This is a genomic window from Gemmatimonas sp. (assembly GCF_044345575.1).
Taxonomy (GTDB): domain Bacteria; phylum Gemmatimonadota; class Gemmatimonadetes; order Gemmatimonadales; family Gemmatimonadaceae; genus Gemmatimonas.
The window spans coordinates 1-17,358 of record NZ_JBIJAW010000039.1 but is presented as its reverse complement, the minus strand read 5'-3'; the positions used below and the strand labels follow the sequence as shown (position 1 = coordinate 17,358).

The 17,358-nt window shown below is 67.2% G+C and carries 14 protein-coding genes; 1 reads left to right on the top strand and 13 read right to left on the bottom strand.

The window, feature by feature from the left end; genetic code table 11:
* Nucleotides 1–124: 124 nt before the first annotated feature.
* From rimO to ACIQ6O_RS04275, 13 genes are all read right to left on the bottom strand, one after another.
* Nucleotides 125–1,552, bottom strand: a complete 1,428-nt coding sequence (gene rimO, locus ACIQ6O_RS04335; protein ID WP_396206559.1) for a 30S ribosomal protein S12 methylthiotransferase RimO — start codon at nucleotides 1,550–1,552, stop codon at nucleotides 125–127.
* Nucleotides 1,553–1,921: 369 nt separating this feature from the next.
* The gene (locus ACIQ6O_RS04330) at nucleotides 1,922–2,422 is read right to left on the bottom strand and encodes a YajQ family cyclic di-GMP-binding protein (protein WP_396206558.1); all 501 of its coding nucleotides are present in this window, start codon (nucleotides 2,420–2,422) and stop codon (nucleotides 1,922–1,924) included.
* Between the two features lie 74 nt (nucleotides 2,423–2,496).
* Nucleotides 2,497–3,357, bottom strand: a complete 861-nt coding sequence (locus ACIQ6O_RS04325; protein ID WP_396206557.1) for an RNA polymerase sigma factor RpoD/SigA — start codon at nucleotides 3,355–3,357, stop codon at nucleotides 2,497–2,499.
* 187 nt (nucleotides 3,358–3,544) lie between these two features.
* Entirely contained in the window at nucleotides 3,545–4,279 is a 735-nt protein-coding gene (lepB, locus tag ACIQ6O_RS04320) for a signal peptidase I (protein WP_396206556.1), read from the bottom strand.
* Nucleotides 4,280–4,344: 65 nt separating this feature from the next.
* A complete protein-coding gene (locus ACIQ6O_RS04315; RefSeq protein WP_396206555.1) occupies nucleotides 4,345–5,832 on the bottom strand; it encodes an aldehyde dehydrogenase family protein in 1,488 nt (495 codons plus the stop codon).
* Between the two features lie 22 nt (nucleotides 5,833–5,854).
* Entirely contained in the window at nucleotides 5,855–6,472 is a 618-nt protein-coding gene (locus ACIQ6O_RS04310) for a hypothetical protein (protein ID WP_396206554.1), read from the bottom strand.
* Nucleotides 6,473–6,545: 73 nt separating this feature from the next.
* Nucleotides 6,546–7,916, bottom strand: a complete 1,371-nt coding sequence (locus ACIQ6O_RS04305) for a sigma-54-dependent transcriptional regulator (protein ID WP_396206553.1) — start codon at nucleotides 7,914–7,916, stop codon at nucleotides 6,546–6,548.
* A gap of 7 nt (nucleotides 7,917–7,923) precedes the next feature.
* On the bottom strand, nucleotides 7,924–8,781 hold the full coding sequence (locus tag ACIQ6O_RS04300; RefSeq protein WP_396206552.1) for a hypothetical protein: 858 nt from the start codon (nucleotides 8,779–8,781) through the stop codon (nucleotides 7,924–7,926).
* A 136-nt stretch (nucleotides 8,782–8,917) separates the two neighbouring features.
* Nucleotides 8,918–10,117, bottom strand: a complete 1,200-nt coding sequence (locus tag ACIQ6O_RS04295; RefSeq protein ID WP_396206551.1) for a S8 family serine peptidase — start codon at nucleotides 10,115–10,117, stop codon at nucleotides 8,918–8,920.
* A gap of 168 nt (nucleotides 10,118–10,285) precedes the next feature.
* Nucleotides 10,286–11,899, bottom strand: coding sequence for a YifB family Mg chelatase-like AAA ATPase (locus ACIQ6O_RS04290; RefSeq protein ID WP_396206550.1), 1,614 nt, complete (start codon nucleotides 11,897–11,899; stop codon nucleotides 10,286–10,288).
* A gap of 195 nt (nucleotides 11,900–12,094) precedes the next feature.
* On the bottom strand, nucleotides 12,095–14,155 hold the full coding sequence (locus tag ACIQ6O_RS04285; RefSeq protein WP_396206549.1) for a prolyl oligopeptidase family serine peptidase: 2,061 nt from the start codon (nucleotides 14,153–14,155) through the stop codon (nucleotides 12,095–12,097).
* A 134-nt stretch (nucleotides 14,156–14,289) separates the two neighbouring features.
* Nucleotides 14,290–15,906: an amidohydrolase family protein gene (locus ACIQ6O_RS04280; protein WP_396206548.1), complete on the bottom strand. Its 1,617-nt coding sequence runs from the start codon at nucleotides 15,904–15,906 to the stop codon at nucleotides 14,290–14,292.
* The gene (locus tag ACIQ6O_RS04275) at nucleotides 15,903–16,397 is read right to left on the bottom strand and encodes an FKBP-type peptidyl-prolyl cis-trans isomerase (RefSeq protein ID WP_396206547.1); all 495 of its coding nucleotides are present in this window, start codon (nucleotides 16,395–16,397) and stop codon (nucleotides 15,903–15,905) included. The genes ACIQ6O_RS04280 and ACIQ6O_RS04275 overlap by 4 nt, the downstream gene beginning before the upstream one ends.
* A 153-nt stretch (nucleotides 16,398–16,550) precedes the next feature.
* Here ACIQ6O_RS04275 and ACIQ6O_RS04270 point away from each other — a divergent pair.
* The coding region (locus ACIQ6O_RS04270) for a threonine/serine exporter family protein (protein WP_396206546.1) at nucleotides 16,551–17,358 on the top strand (808 nt) is incomplete at its 3' end.

The window sequence follows — 17,358 nt, the reverse complement described above, 5'->3', positions numbered from 1 at the left end:
GGCTCGCCGCCCACGCCGCGGAAGGCCCGCACCGGCGAGTTCACCCCGCCCGGAAAACGACCGCGCGCCCGCGCCATGATTTCGGCAGACCGCGCATTGTTGGTCATCAGCGACGAAGAACCCGTCATCGGCCAAAGCTCCCGGCAGAGGTTGAATCGATGCCCACCAGCGGCAAGGCGCGGGTGGAGCGGACTGGAGTCGCCACCGTCGGCGCGTCGGCAATGCGCAGCAGCGTGGCAGTGAAATCGTAGTCGTCGACCACCTGATCGACGTGCACGTCGATGAACGCGCCGGGTATCGGACGGGTACCGGCGGCAAGCAGCGTGGGCGGCACGGTCACCTGCATGAGGCCATCGATATCGTCGGCCTGCCACGGGGCGCGACACACCCACAGGTCAGGCGCGTCACCGGCCTTCTCCACCAGCACCCGCGCTTCGCGACCGAGAAAGCGCTCGTAGCGCGACGCGGTGATGCCGCGCTGCAGCTCTTCGATGCGTTCCTTCCGCTCCTGCTTGATGCTGTCGGCGACGTCGTCGTCCATGCCGTACGCGCGCGTGCCTTCCTGCGGGGAATACGTGAACACGCCCACGCGGTCGAACTGCATCTCCTCGAGGAAGTCGCAGAGCGTATTGAAGTCGTCTTCCGTTTCGCCCGGGAAGCCGACGATCACGCTCGTACGCACCGCGAGATCGGGCACGATGGCACGGTACTGGGCGAGCCGCTCCCGAATGGTCTTCTGTCGCTCGGGACGACGCATGCGTGCCAGCACCGCATCGGCGCCGTGCTGCATGGGCGTATCGAGCCAGCGCACGATGCGATCGTTGGCCGCGATGACCTCGAGCAGCCGCGGCGTGATACCGGTGCTGTAGAGGTACATGTTGCGGATCCACGGAATCGTGGTCTCACGCACCAGCGCTTCGAGTAGCTCGGGGAGCGCATTGCCGTCGCGGCGGTCGCGTCCGTAGTGCGCCAGGTCCTGCGCCACGAGGTTGATCTCGCGGGCACCCTGCGCTTCAAGCAACTGCGCCTCACGCACCAGATCGGGCAGTGCGAAGCTGCGGTGCTTGCCGCGCATGAGCGGAATCGCGCAGAACGCGCACCCGTGGTCGCACCCTTCGGAGATCTTGAGGTAGCGCACATGCGGCGTATCGCCACTGAAGAGGCGCACGCCCGGATGCTCGACCAGCGACCCACCGAGCAGCCCACGCTCCACCAGTTCGGGTATCAGCCGGTCGGTCTCGGAGTTGCCGAGGAACACATCGACCTCGGGGAGCGCGTCCACCAGTTCGTCCTTGTGGCGCTCCACCATGCAGCCGATGGCGAAGACGGCCTTCACCTGCCCGTCGTCCTTGAGGCGGGCGGCATCGACGATGGCTTCGATGCTTTCGGCCTTTGCCGCATCGATGAAGCCACAGGTGTTCACCAAGATCACATCGGCGTCGCCGAGCTCCTGGACCGGCTCTGCGCCATGTGCCACGAGGTCGGCGAGATACCGCTCGGAGTCTACTGTGTTTTTGTCACACCCGAGGGTGACCAAGCCGAACTTAAGCATCCCATAAGTTAGCGCGTTTCGAGGCAGGTCGGGGGCTCTGCGCGAATGGCGTTTAGTGCGGGCGACACGCCCCGACTGGCTCCCGCATCCCCACCGCGAGTCTGTTCGGGGGTGACCGTGCCCGACTTCGCGGCGTGGGGTGGCACTGAGAGAGGAGGCCTGAGGCGCGCGCAGCGCCGCCAAGAGTGATGCAGCCCCGCCGGTTCCGCCGCCCCGTGAGCGGATCCGTGAGGGGGTGACGCCGGCGCGTTAGCGGAGTCGCGTAGTGACGAAGCGGAGCGCACGGCTACCCCCGAACAGAGCAGCGAACGGGGTGAGCGGAATCGGCGGGGCGTGTCGCGGCAAACGACCTCGCCCCAACGACCGCCTTTACCTGAAGTTGCCGAACTGCAACTCCACGCCGAACTCACCCTGGCGCAGCATGGCGATGCATTCCTGCAGCGCGTCCTTGTCGGGGCTCGACACGCGCACCTGCTCGCCCTGGATGCTCGCCGTGATCTTCTTCAGCTTCGCCTCCTTGATCGCGCCGGACACCTTCTTCGCCGTTTCGGCGTCGAGCGCCATCTTGAGCTTCACCTCGCTCCGAAGAATCTCGTGACTCCCCGGCTTGGGATCGGTGAATTCGAGGTTCTTCACGCTCACGCCGCGCTTCACCAGCTTGCCACGCAGCACGTCCACGAGCGCCGTGTGCCGCATTTCCCCTTCAGCCTCGAGCTTGATGAGGTTTTCGGCGCGCTTGAAGTCGATGAGCACGTGCGAGCCCTTGAAGTCGAAGCGCTGCGTGACCTCTTTCTGCGACTGATTGACCGCATTGTCCACCTCCTGCAGATCGCAGCCGGTGGTGACGTCGAACGAGTACGTGGAAGCCATATGTTGAGTCCCGGATAGCACGAGGCCCCGGCGGGTGCCGGGGCCGGAGAATACGAATCTAGCAGGAAATGGCGTCAGCCGAGGAAGCTTTCGAGGCTTCGGGCGCGGCTCACGTGGCGGAGACGCGACAGCGCCTTCTCCTTGATCTGGCGGACCCGTTCGCGCGTAATGCCCAGCTGCGAGCCGATCTCCTCGAGCGTCATGGCCTCGCCACCGTCAATGCCGAAGTACAGGCGGAGAATCTTGGCCTCGCGCTCCTTGAGGCTCCCAAGCGACTCGGCGATCGCTTCGATCAGCGCCTTCTCGAAGGTCTGGTCTTCCGGGTTGGCGTGCTGGGTGTCCGGCAGGTAGTCGAGGAGGCGGTTGTCCTCACCCGGTGTAAGCGGGGCGTCGAGCGAGAGGTGCACCTGCGAGATGGACATCGTCTTCGCGACTTCTTCCTCGGTGATGTCCATGCCTTCGGCGATCTCGGCGTGCGTGGCCTCGCGCCCGAGCTCCTGCAGCAGCGTATTCGCGCGCTTCCCGATGCGATGCAGCGTGCCGGCCCGATTGAGCGGCACACGCACGATGCGCGACTGCTCGGCCAGCGCCTGCAGAATGGCCTGACGGATCCACCACACGGCGTACGAGATGAACTTGATCCCCTTGGTCTCGTCGAACTTGTGGGCGGCCCGGATGAGACCAAGGTTGCCTTCGTTGATCAGGTCGGACAGCGACACGCCCTGATTCTGATATTTCTTCGCAACGCTGACGACGAACCGGAGGTTGGAGCGGACCAGTTTGTCGAGCGCCTCCTGATCCCCGGTGCGAATGCGTCGTGCCAACTCCGCTTCTTCTTCGCGGGAGATGAGCGGGTATGCACTGATGTCACGCAGGTACTGATCGAGGGAGCCTTCCTCGTATTGCGCCTTCTTCTTCGGGGGAGTGACCGCCATGTTCGACCGGCTCGGGTGCTGAGTGGCTCTCGGTATTCACCGCGCGGGGAGGGGAACGCGGCGTCCTGCAAGGTACCTGCGATGGTGCTGACGTCGGCAAGTCGCCGACCGACGTATAAGCCTTACCGCCCTACCGTCATTCGTCAACGCATCGGCCCGGGAAATCGGGCACCGGAACACCCGATCATTATCGGACCGTCGTTCCGAGTCGCGCCCAGCGGACTCGCGTGAGCCACGGTACGGTCTCGGTGGAATCCGGCACAAAACTGTAGTACACGAACCATGGCGCACCGCGCAGCAGACTGTCGGGCACGAATCCCCAATAGCGACTATCGAGGGAGTTGGGCCGGTTGTCGCCCAGCACGTAAAAGTGCCGCGGCGGTATCACCACGGGACCCCAACTGTCGCGCGTCGGTGGCGCCGTGGGAGAACGCGGCGTCGCGCCCTGCGCGGCTCTGAGATACGGCTCCGGTACCGTCACGCCATTGCGCTCGAGCACACCGTTCCGCATCGCCAGCCTGTCCCCGGGCAGCCCCACCAGTCGTTTCACGAAGGGTTTGTCCGGATCCACCGGCCAGTTGAAGACCACGACATCCGCGTGCTGCGGCGCGCGCAGGGCGGGCAACCGAGCGCTCATGAAGGGGATCTCCGCGCCGTACACCCACTTGTTCACGAGCAGAAAATCGCCCGGGAGCAGCGTCCGCTCCATACTCGAGGACGGGATCCGGAACGCCTCGATCACGAAGGTGCGTAGCAGCAGGAACAGCAGGAGCGCCATGGGCAGCACCGTGAGCCACCCGGCGGCCCGGTGCGACCCTTCACGGCGGCGCCCGGCCCGCTTCCACTCAGGGAGACGCACGCCGCGCGACCGATTGGCCGCGCGGAGCGCCTCGTCACGCCGATGCCGGTCTATGGGGTGCATGGCACCCGGGCCTTGCGGCCCGGCCCCGCCGTCACGACCGGCCTCGGTATCTCACGGTGCCACGATCAGTAATTGTCGATCTGGGCGCGCTGCAACGACCCGGAGTAGTCCACGTAACCGACCTTGGTCTCCGAGTAGAACTCGTACACCTCCCAGCCGCCTTCACGATGTCCGTTGCCGGTTTCCTTCACACCGCCGAACGGGAGATGCGCCTCGGCGCCGATGGTGGGCGCGTTCACGTAGGTGATGCCGTTGTCGAGATCCTGCAGTGCGCGGAACGCCACGTTCACGTTGCGCGTGTACACCGAGCTCGATAGCCCGTAGCGCACGCCGTTGTTCACCGCGAACGCTTCTTCGGCCGTCTTCACCTTGATCACGCTCAGCACCGGGCCGAAGATCTCTTCCTGGTCGAGACGGGACCCGGCGGTCACGCCGGTGAAGATGGTGGGCTTGAAGAAGAAGCCATTGTCGAGCGCGCCGCCCGTTGCGCGCTCACCGCCGCAGACGAGCGTGGCGCCCTGTTCCTTCGCGACGCCCATGTACCGCTGCACCTTGTCGAGCGCCGCCTGATTCACGAGCGGCCCCACATCGGTACCCGCCTTGCGACCGTCACCGAGCACCAGCTTTTCCGCACGTGCCGCGAGTCGCGCCACGAACTCGTCGTGAATGCCTTCCTGCAACACGAGACGGCTGGTGGCCGTGCAGCGCTGGCCGGTGGTGCCGAAGGCGCCCCAGAGCACGCCGTCGAGCGCGAGATCGAGATCGGCGTCGTCGAGGACGATCTGCGCGTTCTTGCCGCCCATCTCGAGCGACAGTCGCTTGTGCATGCGACCGCACGTTTCGCCGACGAAGCGACCCGTTTCCGTACTCCCCGTGAACGAAATGACGGGGACCTGCGGATGCTCCACGAGCGCCTTCCCCACCACTTCACCCATGCCGTGCACGAGCTGAATGACTTCGGGGGGCAGACCGGCTTCGAGCAGAATCTCCACGAGTACGGTGCTCGTGTGCGGCACGTCCTCGGCCGGCTTGAGGATCACCGCGTTGCCGCAGAGCAGCGCCGGGAACGCCTTCCAGGTGGGAATGGCGAGCGGGAAGTTGAACGGGGTGATGAGCCCGCACACCCCGATGGGGCGACGCATACTCATGGCCCACTTGTTGGCGAGCTCGCTGGGTACGGTGTGCCCGAAGAGGCGGCGCCCCTCGGTGGCCGCGTAGTACGCGGTGTCGATGCCTTCCTGCACGTCGCCGCGCGTTTCTGCGAGCGGCTTGCCCATCTCGCGCGTCATGATGTCGGCGAGTTCTTCCTTGCGGGCGGCCAGCAGGTCGCCCACGCGACGCAGCACGTCGCCACGTGCGGGCGCCGGCGTACGTTTCCAGCGATCGAACCCGCGTCGCGCACTGTCGACCGCGGCATCGATGTCGGCGGCGCCCGAGGCCGGGAAGAGGCCGATCAGATCGTGCTGATCAGCAGGATTGCGATTCTCGAAGTAGGCGCCAGTGGATGGGGCAATCCACTGACCGCCAATGAAGTTCCGGTAGGTGGTGGTCATGCGACCAATCTAGCGGAATGGGCTAGAGTGCGGTGCCACCCGTCTGGCCCGCCGGCGCACTTCCCGGACCCCTGTTGGGGGTCCCGCCCGGCATGCTCCCCGACGCGGCCGGGCCGGTGCCAGGCGGCACGGCGGGAGCGGCGCTCGGGAGACCCTCGCAGCTCCACTGCGCGCCCCGCTCGGGTGTGGGCACCGCGTACCCCACGCGCGGCAGCACCTCGCGCGCGCCTAGCGCGAGCCCCCACGCGGCCACCAGCAGCGACGCGACATGCGCCAGCCCGAGCCGATGACGCCACGTCCCGAGCGCGCTCCACAGACCCAGCAGCGCCACACCGCCCGTGGCAGCCGTGAAGCCGATCAGCGGCGCCCCGCATCGTGCGGGCCACGGCCAGACCATCAGTCCGCCCGCGGCTCCCACGGCCACGAGCACCTTCACCCACGCGACCCACGGCTTGCCGGTCGGTCCGCTGGGCATGGACATGGCGCCGGCGTTCACCGCGGGCTTCCCGGCCGGCAGCGCCCGCGGTGCGGCACCGGCCTTCGCAGGGGCCGCCGGCTGCGCGCTGCGCATCAGCTCTTCGTCGGAAATGGACGCGAGCTGCTTGTCGATTTTCGCGAGTTCCTTGTCCCAGTCGGTCATGCCGGCGCGCCGTTGAAGGAGAGCATCCCCGAGATTGGTGTGCCGCAGGGACTCCCTAAACTACCGGATCACCTCACTCGGCGGTTTCACGCTGCAGGGCGTACCGCTCGATTTTCTTGTACAGGTTCGAGCGCGGCATGTCGAGCGCCCGCGCCGTTTCGCTCACGTTCCAGTCGAACGCGCGGAGCTTGGCCAGCAGATACGCCCGCTCGGCGGCCTGCTTGAACTCCTCGAAGGTGGCGATGTCGAGCAGCCCCCCGAGCCCGGGACTTTCCGCGGCGCGGCGCCCCACCAACCGGTCCACGTCGGCGACGCCAATGACGGCATGGCTGGCGAGAATCACCAACCGCTCCACCGTGTTGCGCAACTCGCGCACGTTGCCCTGCCACTCGAGCTCCTGCAGCCGCCGAATCGCGTCGTCGGTGATCCCGCGCGCAGGCAAGCCGTCTCGCGCCGCCAGCTGCTGCAGGAAGTGCACGACGAGCTGCGGGATGTCTTCCCGACGCTCCCGCAGCGCCGGCACCGCGATCGGCACCACATTGAGCCGATAGAACAGGTCTTCGCGGAACCGCCCCGCAGCGATCTCCTCTTCGAGATGCTTGTTGGTAGCGGCAAGCACCCGCACGTCCACCTGCACCGGCTTGTTGCTGCCAATCCGTGTAACCACACCGTCCTGCAACACGCGCAGCACCTTGGCCTGCGCATTGGCGCTCATGTCGCCAATCTCGTCGAGGAAGAGCGTGCCGCCGTCGGCCTGTTCGAACTTGCCAGCTCGGTCACTTACCGCGCCAGTGAACGACCCCTTCATGTGCCCGAACAGTTCGCTCTCGATGAGTTCACCGGGAATGGCGGCGCAGTTCACTTCGACGAACGGCTTCTTGGCCCGTGTCGACTGCCGGTGAATCGCCCGGGCCACGAGCTCCTTGCCGGTGCCGTTCTCCCCGGTGATGAGCACCCGCGCCGGCGTGCCCGCCACCTTTTCGATGCGATCGAGGAGCGCCCGGATACCGAACGAACGCCCCACGATTTCGTAGCGACTCTCAATCGTCTCGCGCAGCCGCGCGTTCTCTTCGCTCAGCTGCCGATTCTCGAAGGCATTGCGCAGCAGCACGAGCACGCGATCGGTGTCGAGCGGCTTTTCGAGAATATCGTAGGCACCGAGCTGCGTGGCCTCCACCGCGGTCTGAATGGTGGCGTGCCCGCTGATCATGACCACCGTGGCCGTGGGATCAGCCTGCCGCAAGCGCTTGAGCACCTCGAGGCCGTCGAGCCCCGCCATCTTCACATCGAGAAACACCAACTGCGGCCGGAAGCTGTCGTACAGCGTGATGCCTTCGGCGCCGCCGCTCGCGGTCTTCACCTCGAAACCCTCGTATTCGAGGAGCTGGCCGAGGGCCTGACGGATTCCCGGTTCGTCGTCGATAACGAGGACGCGACGGCTCATGATGGATTCAGCGCTTGGATTTGGAGGGAGTCGCCGCGACGGTGGCGCGATAGAGCGTGAGCTTGCCGTTGACCACCCGCACATCGCTCACTGTGCCCGGAAGTGCGACGGGCACCCCATCGTCGGCGATCGTGCTGGCTGGCGCGACACCGCTATCTACCGCCGTACCGGCCGGGCGTTCCGCCGCCGGCTTACCGCTCGATTCGGCGGCCGCGCGGAGATGGCGCACCAGCCCGGGGATGAGGCGCGTGGGTACGTCGATTCCCTTGAGGCGTACTTCGCGCACGCGGAACTGCGCGAGGCCGGGGCGCACCGGTTCGAGTGGTCCGGCAAGGAACAGCGTGTCCTCGCCCACGAGAGCCTTCCCCAGCACGGCGCCAATGGCCGACTGCCCGGTGAAGTCGCTCAACGACACAGCGGTGCGCACGAGCAGGATGTCGTCGTCGAGCGCGACCTGCGCGGTGGTGGCCGACGGCGGCAACTGCGCGAGCAGAGGCGCCAGCAGGACGGCCGCCTGTCTGGCATCGAGCGACACGTACGCGGGCCCACGGCGACGTGCGAGCAGCGCCAGCGGGTTGGCCTTGGGAGCGACCGGCGCGTCGACATTCACGGTGACCCAGCCGAGTTCCCGATCGCGCTGGTCGCGCGCAGCCCGACGACGCGCCTCCTGCTCGGCAGCGATCCGCGCCCCCTCTTCGCTATCGAGGCGCTCGCTGGTGCGCACCGCGGCATCGGTCACCTTGTCAGCGGCGCCGCTCGCGGCCCGCGACAGCACCGACGGCAGACGATCACCGTAAAGCCAGTAGCCGAGGGCACCACCAGCCACGAGTACCGCGGCACAGCCAAGACGAGTGAGACAGCCCACGACGCGGGAAGATTGGGGGAGCGGAGTTCGGATGTCCGAAGCTATCCCACTCCGGCCGTGAGGGAGAAGGGTGGCCCTCAAATGAAACGGCCCCACCGGCGTGGTGCGCCGGTGGGGCCGTTCACAGAGGTCACGCTCAGTAGGCCGTGAAGAGCAGGCGGTTCGGGGAGTTGGTCCCCGCGTTGAGGACGGCGCCCGTGGTGGCCGCCGTATTGAGCACGGACGTCACGGCGCTCGGCGTCGCGGTGGGATTGCCAGCCAGATACAGTGCCACCACGCCCGCCACGTGCGGCGATGCCATCGACGTGCCGCTGATCGTGTTGGTCACGCTGTTCCCGGTGTGCCAGGCCGACGTGATGTTGCTCCCCGGCGCGAAGATGTCGACGCAGCTGCCGAAGTTCGAGAACGACGACCGCTGATCGGTCGACGTGGTCGACCCTACCGTGATCGCGTTCGGCGTGCGGGCGGGCGAGACACCACAGGCGTCGACGTTGCTGTTCCCGGCCGCGATAACGAAGGGGACACCAGCCGCAATGGCGTTGGTCACCGCGTCATCGATTGAGGCTACCACGCCGCCGAAGCCGAGCGACATGTTGGCGACCATGGGGCGCGAGGGATTGGCGGTCTTCTGCTGCACCACGTAGTTGATACCCGCGAGCAGGCCCGCGCTCGTGCCGGAGCCCTGACAATCCAGAACGCGAACCGCCACGAGTCGCACGGCCTTCGCAATGCCGAAAGTCGTGCCACCTACCGTGCCCGCCACATGCGTGCCATGACCGTTGCAATCGCCATCCTTCGCGGCACGGCTGAACGCGTTGAACCCGAGCGTGGCACGCCCACCGAACTGCGTGTGCGCCGTGCGGATCCCGGTGTCGACGATGTACGCCCAGACATTGCTGGCCGTCGCCGTGTAGTTGAAGGTGGTGTTGAGCGGCAACGCACGCTGGTCGATGCGGTCGAGCCCCCACGTGGCATTACTCTGCGTGACGGAGGCCGTCACCACCTGCTCAGGCTCCACGTACGCCACGTTCGGATTGCGGGCGATCGCGTTAGCCGCAGCGTCCGAGCCCAGCGTGATCGAAAACCCCTTCAGCGCCGCCTCGTACACGAAACCGACCGAGCCGTTGTGGGCTGCGGCCAGTCCGCGGGCCAGGCCGGGCACGTCGCGCGCATCGTTACGCAGCACGACGATGTAGCGGTTGGGGATGCGCTGCGACGCTGCCGCCGGCGTAGCAGCAAAGCGTGCATCGGTGGAGGGCGCCGCGATCTCATCGGTCGCCTGACAGGCGGCGAGGGCGAAGGCGGAGGTGGCGAGGAGGGCGGGACGAAGGCGCATGGCTGGGAGGTAAGGGAGGGTTCATGCTCAGGGGAGCGGCGGCTAGCATACCCCGCGACGTTCCCACCCGTAACATTTTGAGACGAACTGTTCCACCAGCGTGACGGTCGCCTAGGGAAAATCGGCATCTTGGGGCCACCCAGTCGGCGTCGCGCCGCCGCTGGGCGATCACGGGACGGCGCCCACCGCACTCCCCGCGTCCTGCCGGTCGGCCGCATCCGCCGGCCGGAACCGGAGTGCCTCCCCGATATGGGCCGACGATACCGACTCGGCGTCGTCGAGATCGGCAATCGTGCGCGCCACCCGTAGCACGCGATGATACGACCGGGCGGAGAGCGTGAGCTTGTCGGCCGCCCGCACGAGCAGCGCACGCGCGGCGGGCTCGAGGCGGGCGGCAGGGGCGATGAGACGTACGGCGGCCGACGCGTTGGTGAGGCCGGTCAGCGACGGAGACGAATCGCCGCGATGCCGTGCGGCGGCGTGCATGGTGTGCGCATAGCGCGCACGTTGCCGTTCTCGGGCGCGCAGCACCCGTTCGCGCACGGCCGCCGATCGCTCGCTGGGGGTACTGGCCCCGTGCTGCGCGAGCGCCGCTGGGGGGACCCGTTGCACGTGCACATGCAAATCGATGCGATCGGCCAGTGGGCCGGAGAGGCGTTGCCGATGCCGCTCGAGATCGGCCACCGAACAGCGACACGGCCGGTCATCACATCCGGCGTAGCCGCATGGGCACGGATTGCTCGCCGCGATGAAGGTGAAGCGCGACGGGAACCGCAGCGTGCGAGCGGCGCGGGCGACCACCACACTGCCATCTTCGAGCGGCTGCCGTAGCGATTCGAGCGTATGACGCGGAAAGAGCGACAGCTCATCGAGAAACAGCACCCCGTGATGCGCGAGGCTCACCTCACCCGGACGCGGCCAGCCTCCGCCACCCACGAGCCCCGCGCTGGAAATGCTGTGATGCGGCGCGCGAAACGGTCGAGCTCGGCGCAACAGCTGTTCGTCGGATGGGCCCAGCAGCCCCGCCACCGAGTGGATGGCCAGCACCTCGAGCGCTTCGTGTTCGTCGAGCGGCGGAAGGATACCCGGCAGTCGACGGGCCAGCATCGTCTTCCCGGCGCCGGGCGGACCCACCAGCAGGAGATTGTGCGCCCCTGCCGCCGCGATCTCGATGGCGCGTACTGCAAGCTCCTGCCCCACGACATCCGAGAGATCCGGCGTGTCGTCAGGCACGGCCACCCGCGACATAGCGCGTGTCTCGGCGCGCGCCGTGCCGTCGCGCAGGGCCACCACGAGCTCCGCCAGCGTGCGCGGCGCCATGGCCCGCGCGGTCGGCACACGGGTGGCCTCACCCAGATTGTCCGGTGGCACGATGAGCAGGGCATCGCTGGTCGCCGCCACGTGCCGCGCCACAGCGAGCACCCCGCGCACCGCGCGCAGTTGCCCATCGAGTCCCAATTCACCAACGGCGCAGATATTGGCGAGGCACTCCACCGGGAGTTGCCCACTCGCCGCGAGCAGCGCGAGGGCAATGGGGAGGTCGAAGGCCGTCCCCGTCTTGGGCAAGTCACCAGGCTGCAGATTCACCGTGACCCGACGCGCGGGCACCGTGAACCCACTGTTGGCCAGCGCCGCATGCACGCGGTCGCGGCTCTCCTTCACCGCCGTCGCTGCGAGTCCGACGAGCGTCCACTGCGGTAGCCCATTGGCTACATGCACCTCGACCAGCACATCGAGGGCGTCGATACCGAGGACGGCGGCGGAGGCGGCGGCGGCGAGCATGGGGACACAGTAGGTGCACCGCCGCCGCCGTGTGTCACCATTAAATCGGGCATTGGATCATTCGGACGCATCCCGTAAACGGATCAGTTCCGGGTCGTGAGTTCGGGTGATGAGTTGCGGGTGACGACCCGCGACCCACCACTCGAACGCACAACCCGGAACTGATCGGTTAACGTCGAGGAGCGCGCCGGTCCATTACATCGCCGTGCGCGTCCCCTGCCCCAGCGTGTACTTCGCGATCCACTCGTACTCGCGCTTCATGCGGTCGAGCTGGTGGTAGTACTCCGTGAAGCCGTGCCCCTCGCGCGGATAGAACACCAGCTCCACCGTCTTGCCGCGATCCTTGAGCGCGCGGTAGAACTCCATCGGCTGGCCGATCGGCACGCGCTCGTCGCTGCTGCCGTGCAGGATGAGCAGCGGCGTGGTCACCTTGTCGCTGTACGAAATACCGGAGCGCTCGAGGTACTTCTTGATGTTCGCGTTCACGATGGAACCGTCGTACTGCGGGTCGCCGAAGAACGTGTTGATGTACCCCGGGATATCCGTCGTACCGGCCATCGAAAGCAGGCTGGGCAAACCGGCGCCCATCATGGCCGCCTTGAAGCGCCCCGTCTGGCTCACCACCCAGCTCGTCATGTAGCCGCCGTAGCTCCACCCTTCGAACGCCATCTTCGACGAGTCAGCAATACCGCGCTTGATGAGCGCGTCCACGCCGGTCATGATGTCCTTGTAGTCGCCGCCGCCCCAGTCACCGGTGTTGGCGTGCATCCACCACTCGCCGTAGCCGGTGGAGCCACGCGGGTTGGGGTAGAACACCGCCCAGCCGCGCGCCGCCCACGTCTGCCCCGGATCGGTGCCGAGCTTGAATCCCGCCGTGTGCGCGCCCGTGGGGCCGCCGTGCGCCGACACCATGAGCGGCACCTTGTTGCCTTCCTTGTAGCCCACGGGAAGCAGCAGCACGCCTTCGGCTTCCTTGCCGTCGAAGCTCTTCCACGTGATCACCTGCGACGCCCCGATCGCACGCTCGGCGAGCCACGCATTCGTGGTCGTGATGCGCTTCGGTGACGCGAACGAGGCGTCGGTCACGTACACCTCGGTGGGCAGTTCCGCGCTGTTCAGCGCGAGTGCGAACTTCGAGCCGTCGGTGTTGGTCGAAATGCCCCCCACCAGCTGCTTCTGGGTGCGCTGGGCGTACGTCTTGGCCGCCACGTCGTAGGCGTACAGCGAGTTGTAGACGCGATCGCTCGCCGTGAACCACAGCTCCTTGCCGTTGGGCGACCAGCGCACCGCACCCGGGCTCACATCGAAGCCCTTCTGGGCGTGGTTGGTGAGCGCCTTCGTGGCGAGATCCATCGTGAAGATGCGCGCGTTGCGCAACGTGCGCGCCATGATGCCGTCCTTGTGCGGCGCGAACTCGTGCGGCACGCTCGTCCAGGCCAGCGTCTTGCCGTCGGGTGAGAACGCCGGCGCCGACTCCACCTGATGATCGGTGGTGAGTGCCGTGAGCTGCTTGCTCGCCACGTCCACGAGATACGCGTCGTGCCGTTCGTCGCGAATCATCGGCGTGGGGCTCGCATAGAACGCCAGCGACTTGCCGTCGGGCGACCAGCTCGGCAGCGCACTCACGGTGAAGTTGCCGCTCGTCACCTTGCTCGCCGCGCCCGTGGTGGCATCCACCACCCAGATATGCGTGAGGCGGAAATCCCCTTCGTACACCTTGGGGTCGTCGCGGCGGCGCTGTTTGGCTTCCTGCTCGCGCGTGAGTGAATCGGTAGTCAGGAGTGCGATCTTGCTCCCGTCGGGGCTCCACACGTAACCGCTCACCCCGTCCTTGATGGTGGTGAGCTGACGCGCCTCACCGCCGTCGGCCGGCAACAGCCAGATCTGCGGCCGCGGACCGTTCTCGCCGGTGCCGGTCCCGCGTGCCGCCACGAACGCGATGGTCTTGCCGTCGGGGCTCCACGACGGTTGGCTCTCACCGCGCTCCCCGAACGTGAGCTGGCGCGACGCGCCACCGGCCGACGCCACGATGAAGACGTGCGAGCGGCGGTCGTGTACATCACCAAGCGCCGTGTCGCCCTTGGCATTCGGATGCTCCCACGCGCTCACGGTGTAGAGCACGCGGTTGCCGTCGGGGGACATGGCGATGCCGCCGACCGAGCGCAGCCGCATCACGTCGGATTCGTCGAGGCCGCGCGGTTGGGCGACGAGGGCGCCCGGGATCAGCAGGGCGGCGAGAAGAAGTCTGGTTCGCATGAAACGGTGGGGTTGAAGGACACCGCGAATATGGCGCGACGACGGCGGGCCGCTAGACACCCTGCAAACCGCAGAACCCGGAACTGATCGGTTCCGGGTTCGGTGTGGGAGTGACGGGTGACGAGTAACGGCGATTACGGACGGGTAATGACCCGCCCCGCACGCACGCCGGTCGCCTTGCCGCCGTCGACCGCGACGGTGCCGTTGACCAGTACGGTTTCGATGCCGAGGGGATACTGATGCGGTTCGGTGAAGGTGGCCTGGTCCTTCACCGTGGCGGCATCGAAGATGACCACATCGGCCATCGCGCCAGCACGCAACACCCCGCGATCGGTGAGACGCAACCGCTGGGCGGGCATCTGGGTCATCTTGTGCACCGCCGTTTCGAGCGGCAGCAGCTTCTGCTCCCGTACGTATTCACCGAGCACGCGCGGGAAGGTGCCGTAGGCCCGCGGGTGCGGGTGGCCGTCGCCCGGGCGGGACAGGCGCCCGTCACTCGCGATCATGGTGAACGGCGACTGCATGATGCGCCGCACGTCGCCCTCATCGAGCACGTGGTAGATGGCGTTCGCGCCGCCCTTGAGCATGGCCTCGAGCACCAGCGCCGCACCGTTCTCCGGGGTGGGCGCGAGATTGCGGCGCGCCGCCCAATCCTTGAGCGTCTTCCCCTCGAGGGATTTGTCCCAATTCACGCGGGAGAACTGCACGCGCGCGAGATCACCACCGCCACGGTCATTGAGGATGTTGAAGATGATCCCCTGTACGATGCTGTCCTTGAGCGCCGCATTCTGCAGACGCTTACGGAACTCGGCGTCACCACCCGCCATCGCCCAACTCGGCACGAGCACGCCGAGGTTGGTGTGCGTGGCCGTGTAGGGGTACTGATCGATCATCACATCGGTGCCGGCCTTGCGCGCGCTGTCCACCATCGCGAGCGTGACCACGCTCTTGCCCCACATCTGCTGCCCCACCGCCTTGTGATGGGTGAGCACCACGGGGATCTTCGCGCGTCGGCCGATCTCCAGCGCTTCCCCCACGCCGTCCAGCAGGCCGATCCCTTCCTTGCGCAGGTGGCTCGTGTAAATGCCCCCGCTATCAGCCGCCGTCTGGGACAGCGCGATGACCTCTTCCACGTTGGAGTAGGTGCCGGGCAGGTACAGCAGGCCGGTGCTGAGGCCGAAGGCGCCCTGCCCCATCGCCACGGCCACGAGCCGCTTCATGCGCGCGAGTTCGGCGTCGTTCGGCGCGCGCGCGGCCATCCCCAGCACGGCGCGCCGCACATCGTTGTGGCCCACGAGATATCCGACGTTGATGCCGGGCTTTGCGGTGCGCACGCTGTCCATGTACGGCTTGAGGGGCAGCGGCGAGCCACCGTCGGGTCCACCCAGCGCGAGCGTCACCCCCTGCCGCAGCGCGCTCTCCATGAGCGGCATGTCGAGCAGCGGCTCGAGATGCGCATGCAGATCGATGAAGCCAGGCGAGACCATCTTCCCCTGCGCATCGATCACCCGCATCGCGGTGCCGCGCGGCAGGTTCGCGCCCACCGCCACGATCCGGTCGCCGCGAATGGCCACATCGGCGCGCCGCCCCGGCGCCCCGGTACCGTCGATCACGGTGCCGTTCACAATGAGCAGATCGGCCGCTTGTGTGGCGGGAGGCTGCAGGGTGGCCGTGGCGTCGGCCTGACGGGCAAAGAAAATCCCGCCGGCCAGAAGGCCGACGGGAATCCAGGTGCGGACGCTGCGGGTCATTTGCCCGCGATGCGGTCGAGCGTCACATCGAACACCAGCGTGGAGTTGGGCGGAATGGAGCCCGTGCGCTCGTTCTGGTAGGCGAGCGCCGAACCGATCACGAGCTTCCGCTTGCCACCGACCCGCATGCCGGGGATCCCCTGCTCCCACCCGGGGATCACGCGGCCGGACCCGAGCCGGTAGGAAAAACTGCCCTGATCGAACACCGCGCCGTTGGCGAGCATCCCCTTGTACGTCACCGTGAGCGAATCGCCATTCACCGCGGTGGCGCCGGTGCCGACCGGATTGTCGCTGCGATAGAGGTTGTCGTTCACCTTGGTCATCTGTGCGATCACGACGCCGGTGGACGCGGCGTACGACTCGACGCCCGGGTTGGACGGGATGTTGGGCGACGTGCTGTTGTCGGTGCTGCAGGCGGCGAACAACAGGGCAGAAGTCGCACCCAGCGTGAACTGGCGCGCGATGGAGCGGAAGGACGAAGTGAGCGACATGACCTGACGTCTGGGGGTTACCACGGTGCCGGAGGCATCCGTGCTCAACGGCTGATGGGTGAAACATATCGGCAACGCCAACCGGGCCACACTCCCCACTGGTTGCGCGACGGCTCCCGGTCCCCTTACGCTCACGGAACCCTCACGCGTCCCATGCACACCCCGAACCGGTCGTCTTCGCCGGAGAGGGACGATTTCGTCTCTCTCGATGTGCCGCCCTTTCCGGGGCGGCCGCTCAGCGCGCCAGCCGGTGACGTGGAGCCCCCGGACCAGGCTGCCGCCCGGCGCTTCATCCTGCAGCTCGCGAAACAGCTGCACCAGCACGGCACCCCGGCGCATCGTCTCGAGGCGACGCTCTCCGTGCTGGCCCGGCGGTTGGGGGTGCGCGCCGAGTTCTTCTCGACCCCCACGAGCATCATGGTGGGCATCGGGGATCTGGAGCAGCAGCGGGTCCACCTGCTGCGCGTGGAGCCGGGTGAACCCAACCTCGGCCATCTCTCGCAGCTGGGCGACATTACCCGGGACGTGATGGAGGGGCAGATCACGCCGGGCGAGGGGCTTCGCCGCATCGAGGTGATGGACGCATCGCCGCCGGCCTATCCCCAATGGCTGGTGCTCGTGGCCTTCGTGCTGGCCTCCACCGCGATCGCCTGCTTCCTCAAGGTCCGGGTGGGCGATGTGCTCGTCGCAGCATTCCTGGGCCTCGTCACGGCCATCACGGCGCTCACGGCCAGCCGTTGGGAGAGCACGCGTCACGTGACCGAACCGCTGGCCGGCTTCGTGGTCACCACCCTCGCCTTTACGCTCGACGGGCTTCTGGGTACGCGCACCGGCTATGCGACCAGCCTCGCAGGGCTCGCGATTCTCCTCCCCGGCCTCACGTTCACGGTGGCCCTCACCGAGCTCTCGACCAGGCATCTCGCGAGCGGCACGGCGCGATTGAGCGGGGCCATCGTGACCT

What these genes read in the sequence shown, in the direction of transcription:
- ACIQ6O_RS04325 (WP_396206557.1), bottom strand. Translation starts at nt 3,357, where the DNA reads ATGGCGGTCACTCCCCCGAAGAAGAAGGCGCAATACGAGGAAGGCTCC.
- ACIQ6O_RS04295 (WP_396206551.1), bottom strand. Translation starts at nt 10,117, where the DNA reads ATGCGCCTTCGTCCCGCCCTCCTCGCCACCTCCGCCTTCGCCCTCGCC.
- rimO (WP_396206559.1), bottom strand. Translation starts at nt 1,552, where the DNA reads ATGCTTAAGTTCGGCTTGGTCACCCTCGGGTGTGACAAAAACACAGTA.
- ACIQ6O_RS04280 (WP_396206548.1), bottom strand. Translation starts at nt 15,906, where the DNA reads ATGACCCGCAGCGTCCGCACCTGGATTCCCGTCGGCCTTCTGGCCGGC.
- ACIQ6O_RS04315 (WP_396206555.1), bottom strand. Translation starts at nt 5,832, where the DNA reads ATGACCACCACCTACCGGAACTTCATTGGCGGTCAGTGGATTGCCCCA.
- ACIQ6O_RS04275 (WP_396206547.1), bottom strand. Translation starts at nt 16,397, where the DNA reads ATGTCGCTCACTTCGTCCTTCCGCTCCATCGCGCGCCAGTTCACGCTG.
- ACIQ6O_RS04310 (WP_396206554.1), bottom strand. Translation starts at nt 6,472, where the DNA reads ATGACCGACTGGGACAAGGAACTCGCGAAAATCGACAAGCAGCTCGCG.
- ACIQ6O_RS04305 (WP_396206553.1), bottom strand. Translation starts at nt 7,916, where the DNA reads ATGAGCCGTCGCGTCCTCGTTATCGACGACGAACCGGGAATCCGTCAG.
- lepB (WP_396206556.1), bottom strand. Translation starts at nt 4,279, where the DNA reads ATGCACCCCATAGACCGGCATCGGCGTGACGAGGCGCTCCGCGCGGCC.
- ACIQ6O_RS04285 (WP_396206549.1), bottom strand. Translation starts at nt 14,155, where the DNA reads ATGCGAACCAGACTTCTTCTCGCCGCCCTGCTGATCCCGGGCGCCCTC.
- ACIQ6O_RS04290 (WP_396206550.1), bottom strand. Translation starts at nt 11,899, where the DNA reads ATGCTCGCCGCCGCCGCCTCCGCCGCCGTCCTCGGTATCGACGCCCTC.
- ACIQ6O_RS04330 (WP_396206558.1), bottom strand. Translation starts at nt 2,422, where the DNA reads ATGGCTTCCACGTACTCGTTCGACGTCACCACCGGCTGCGATCTGCAG.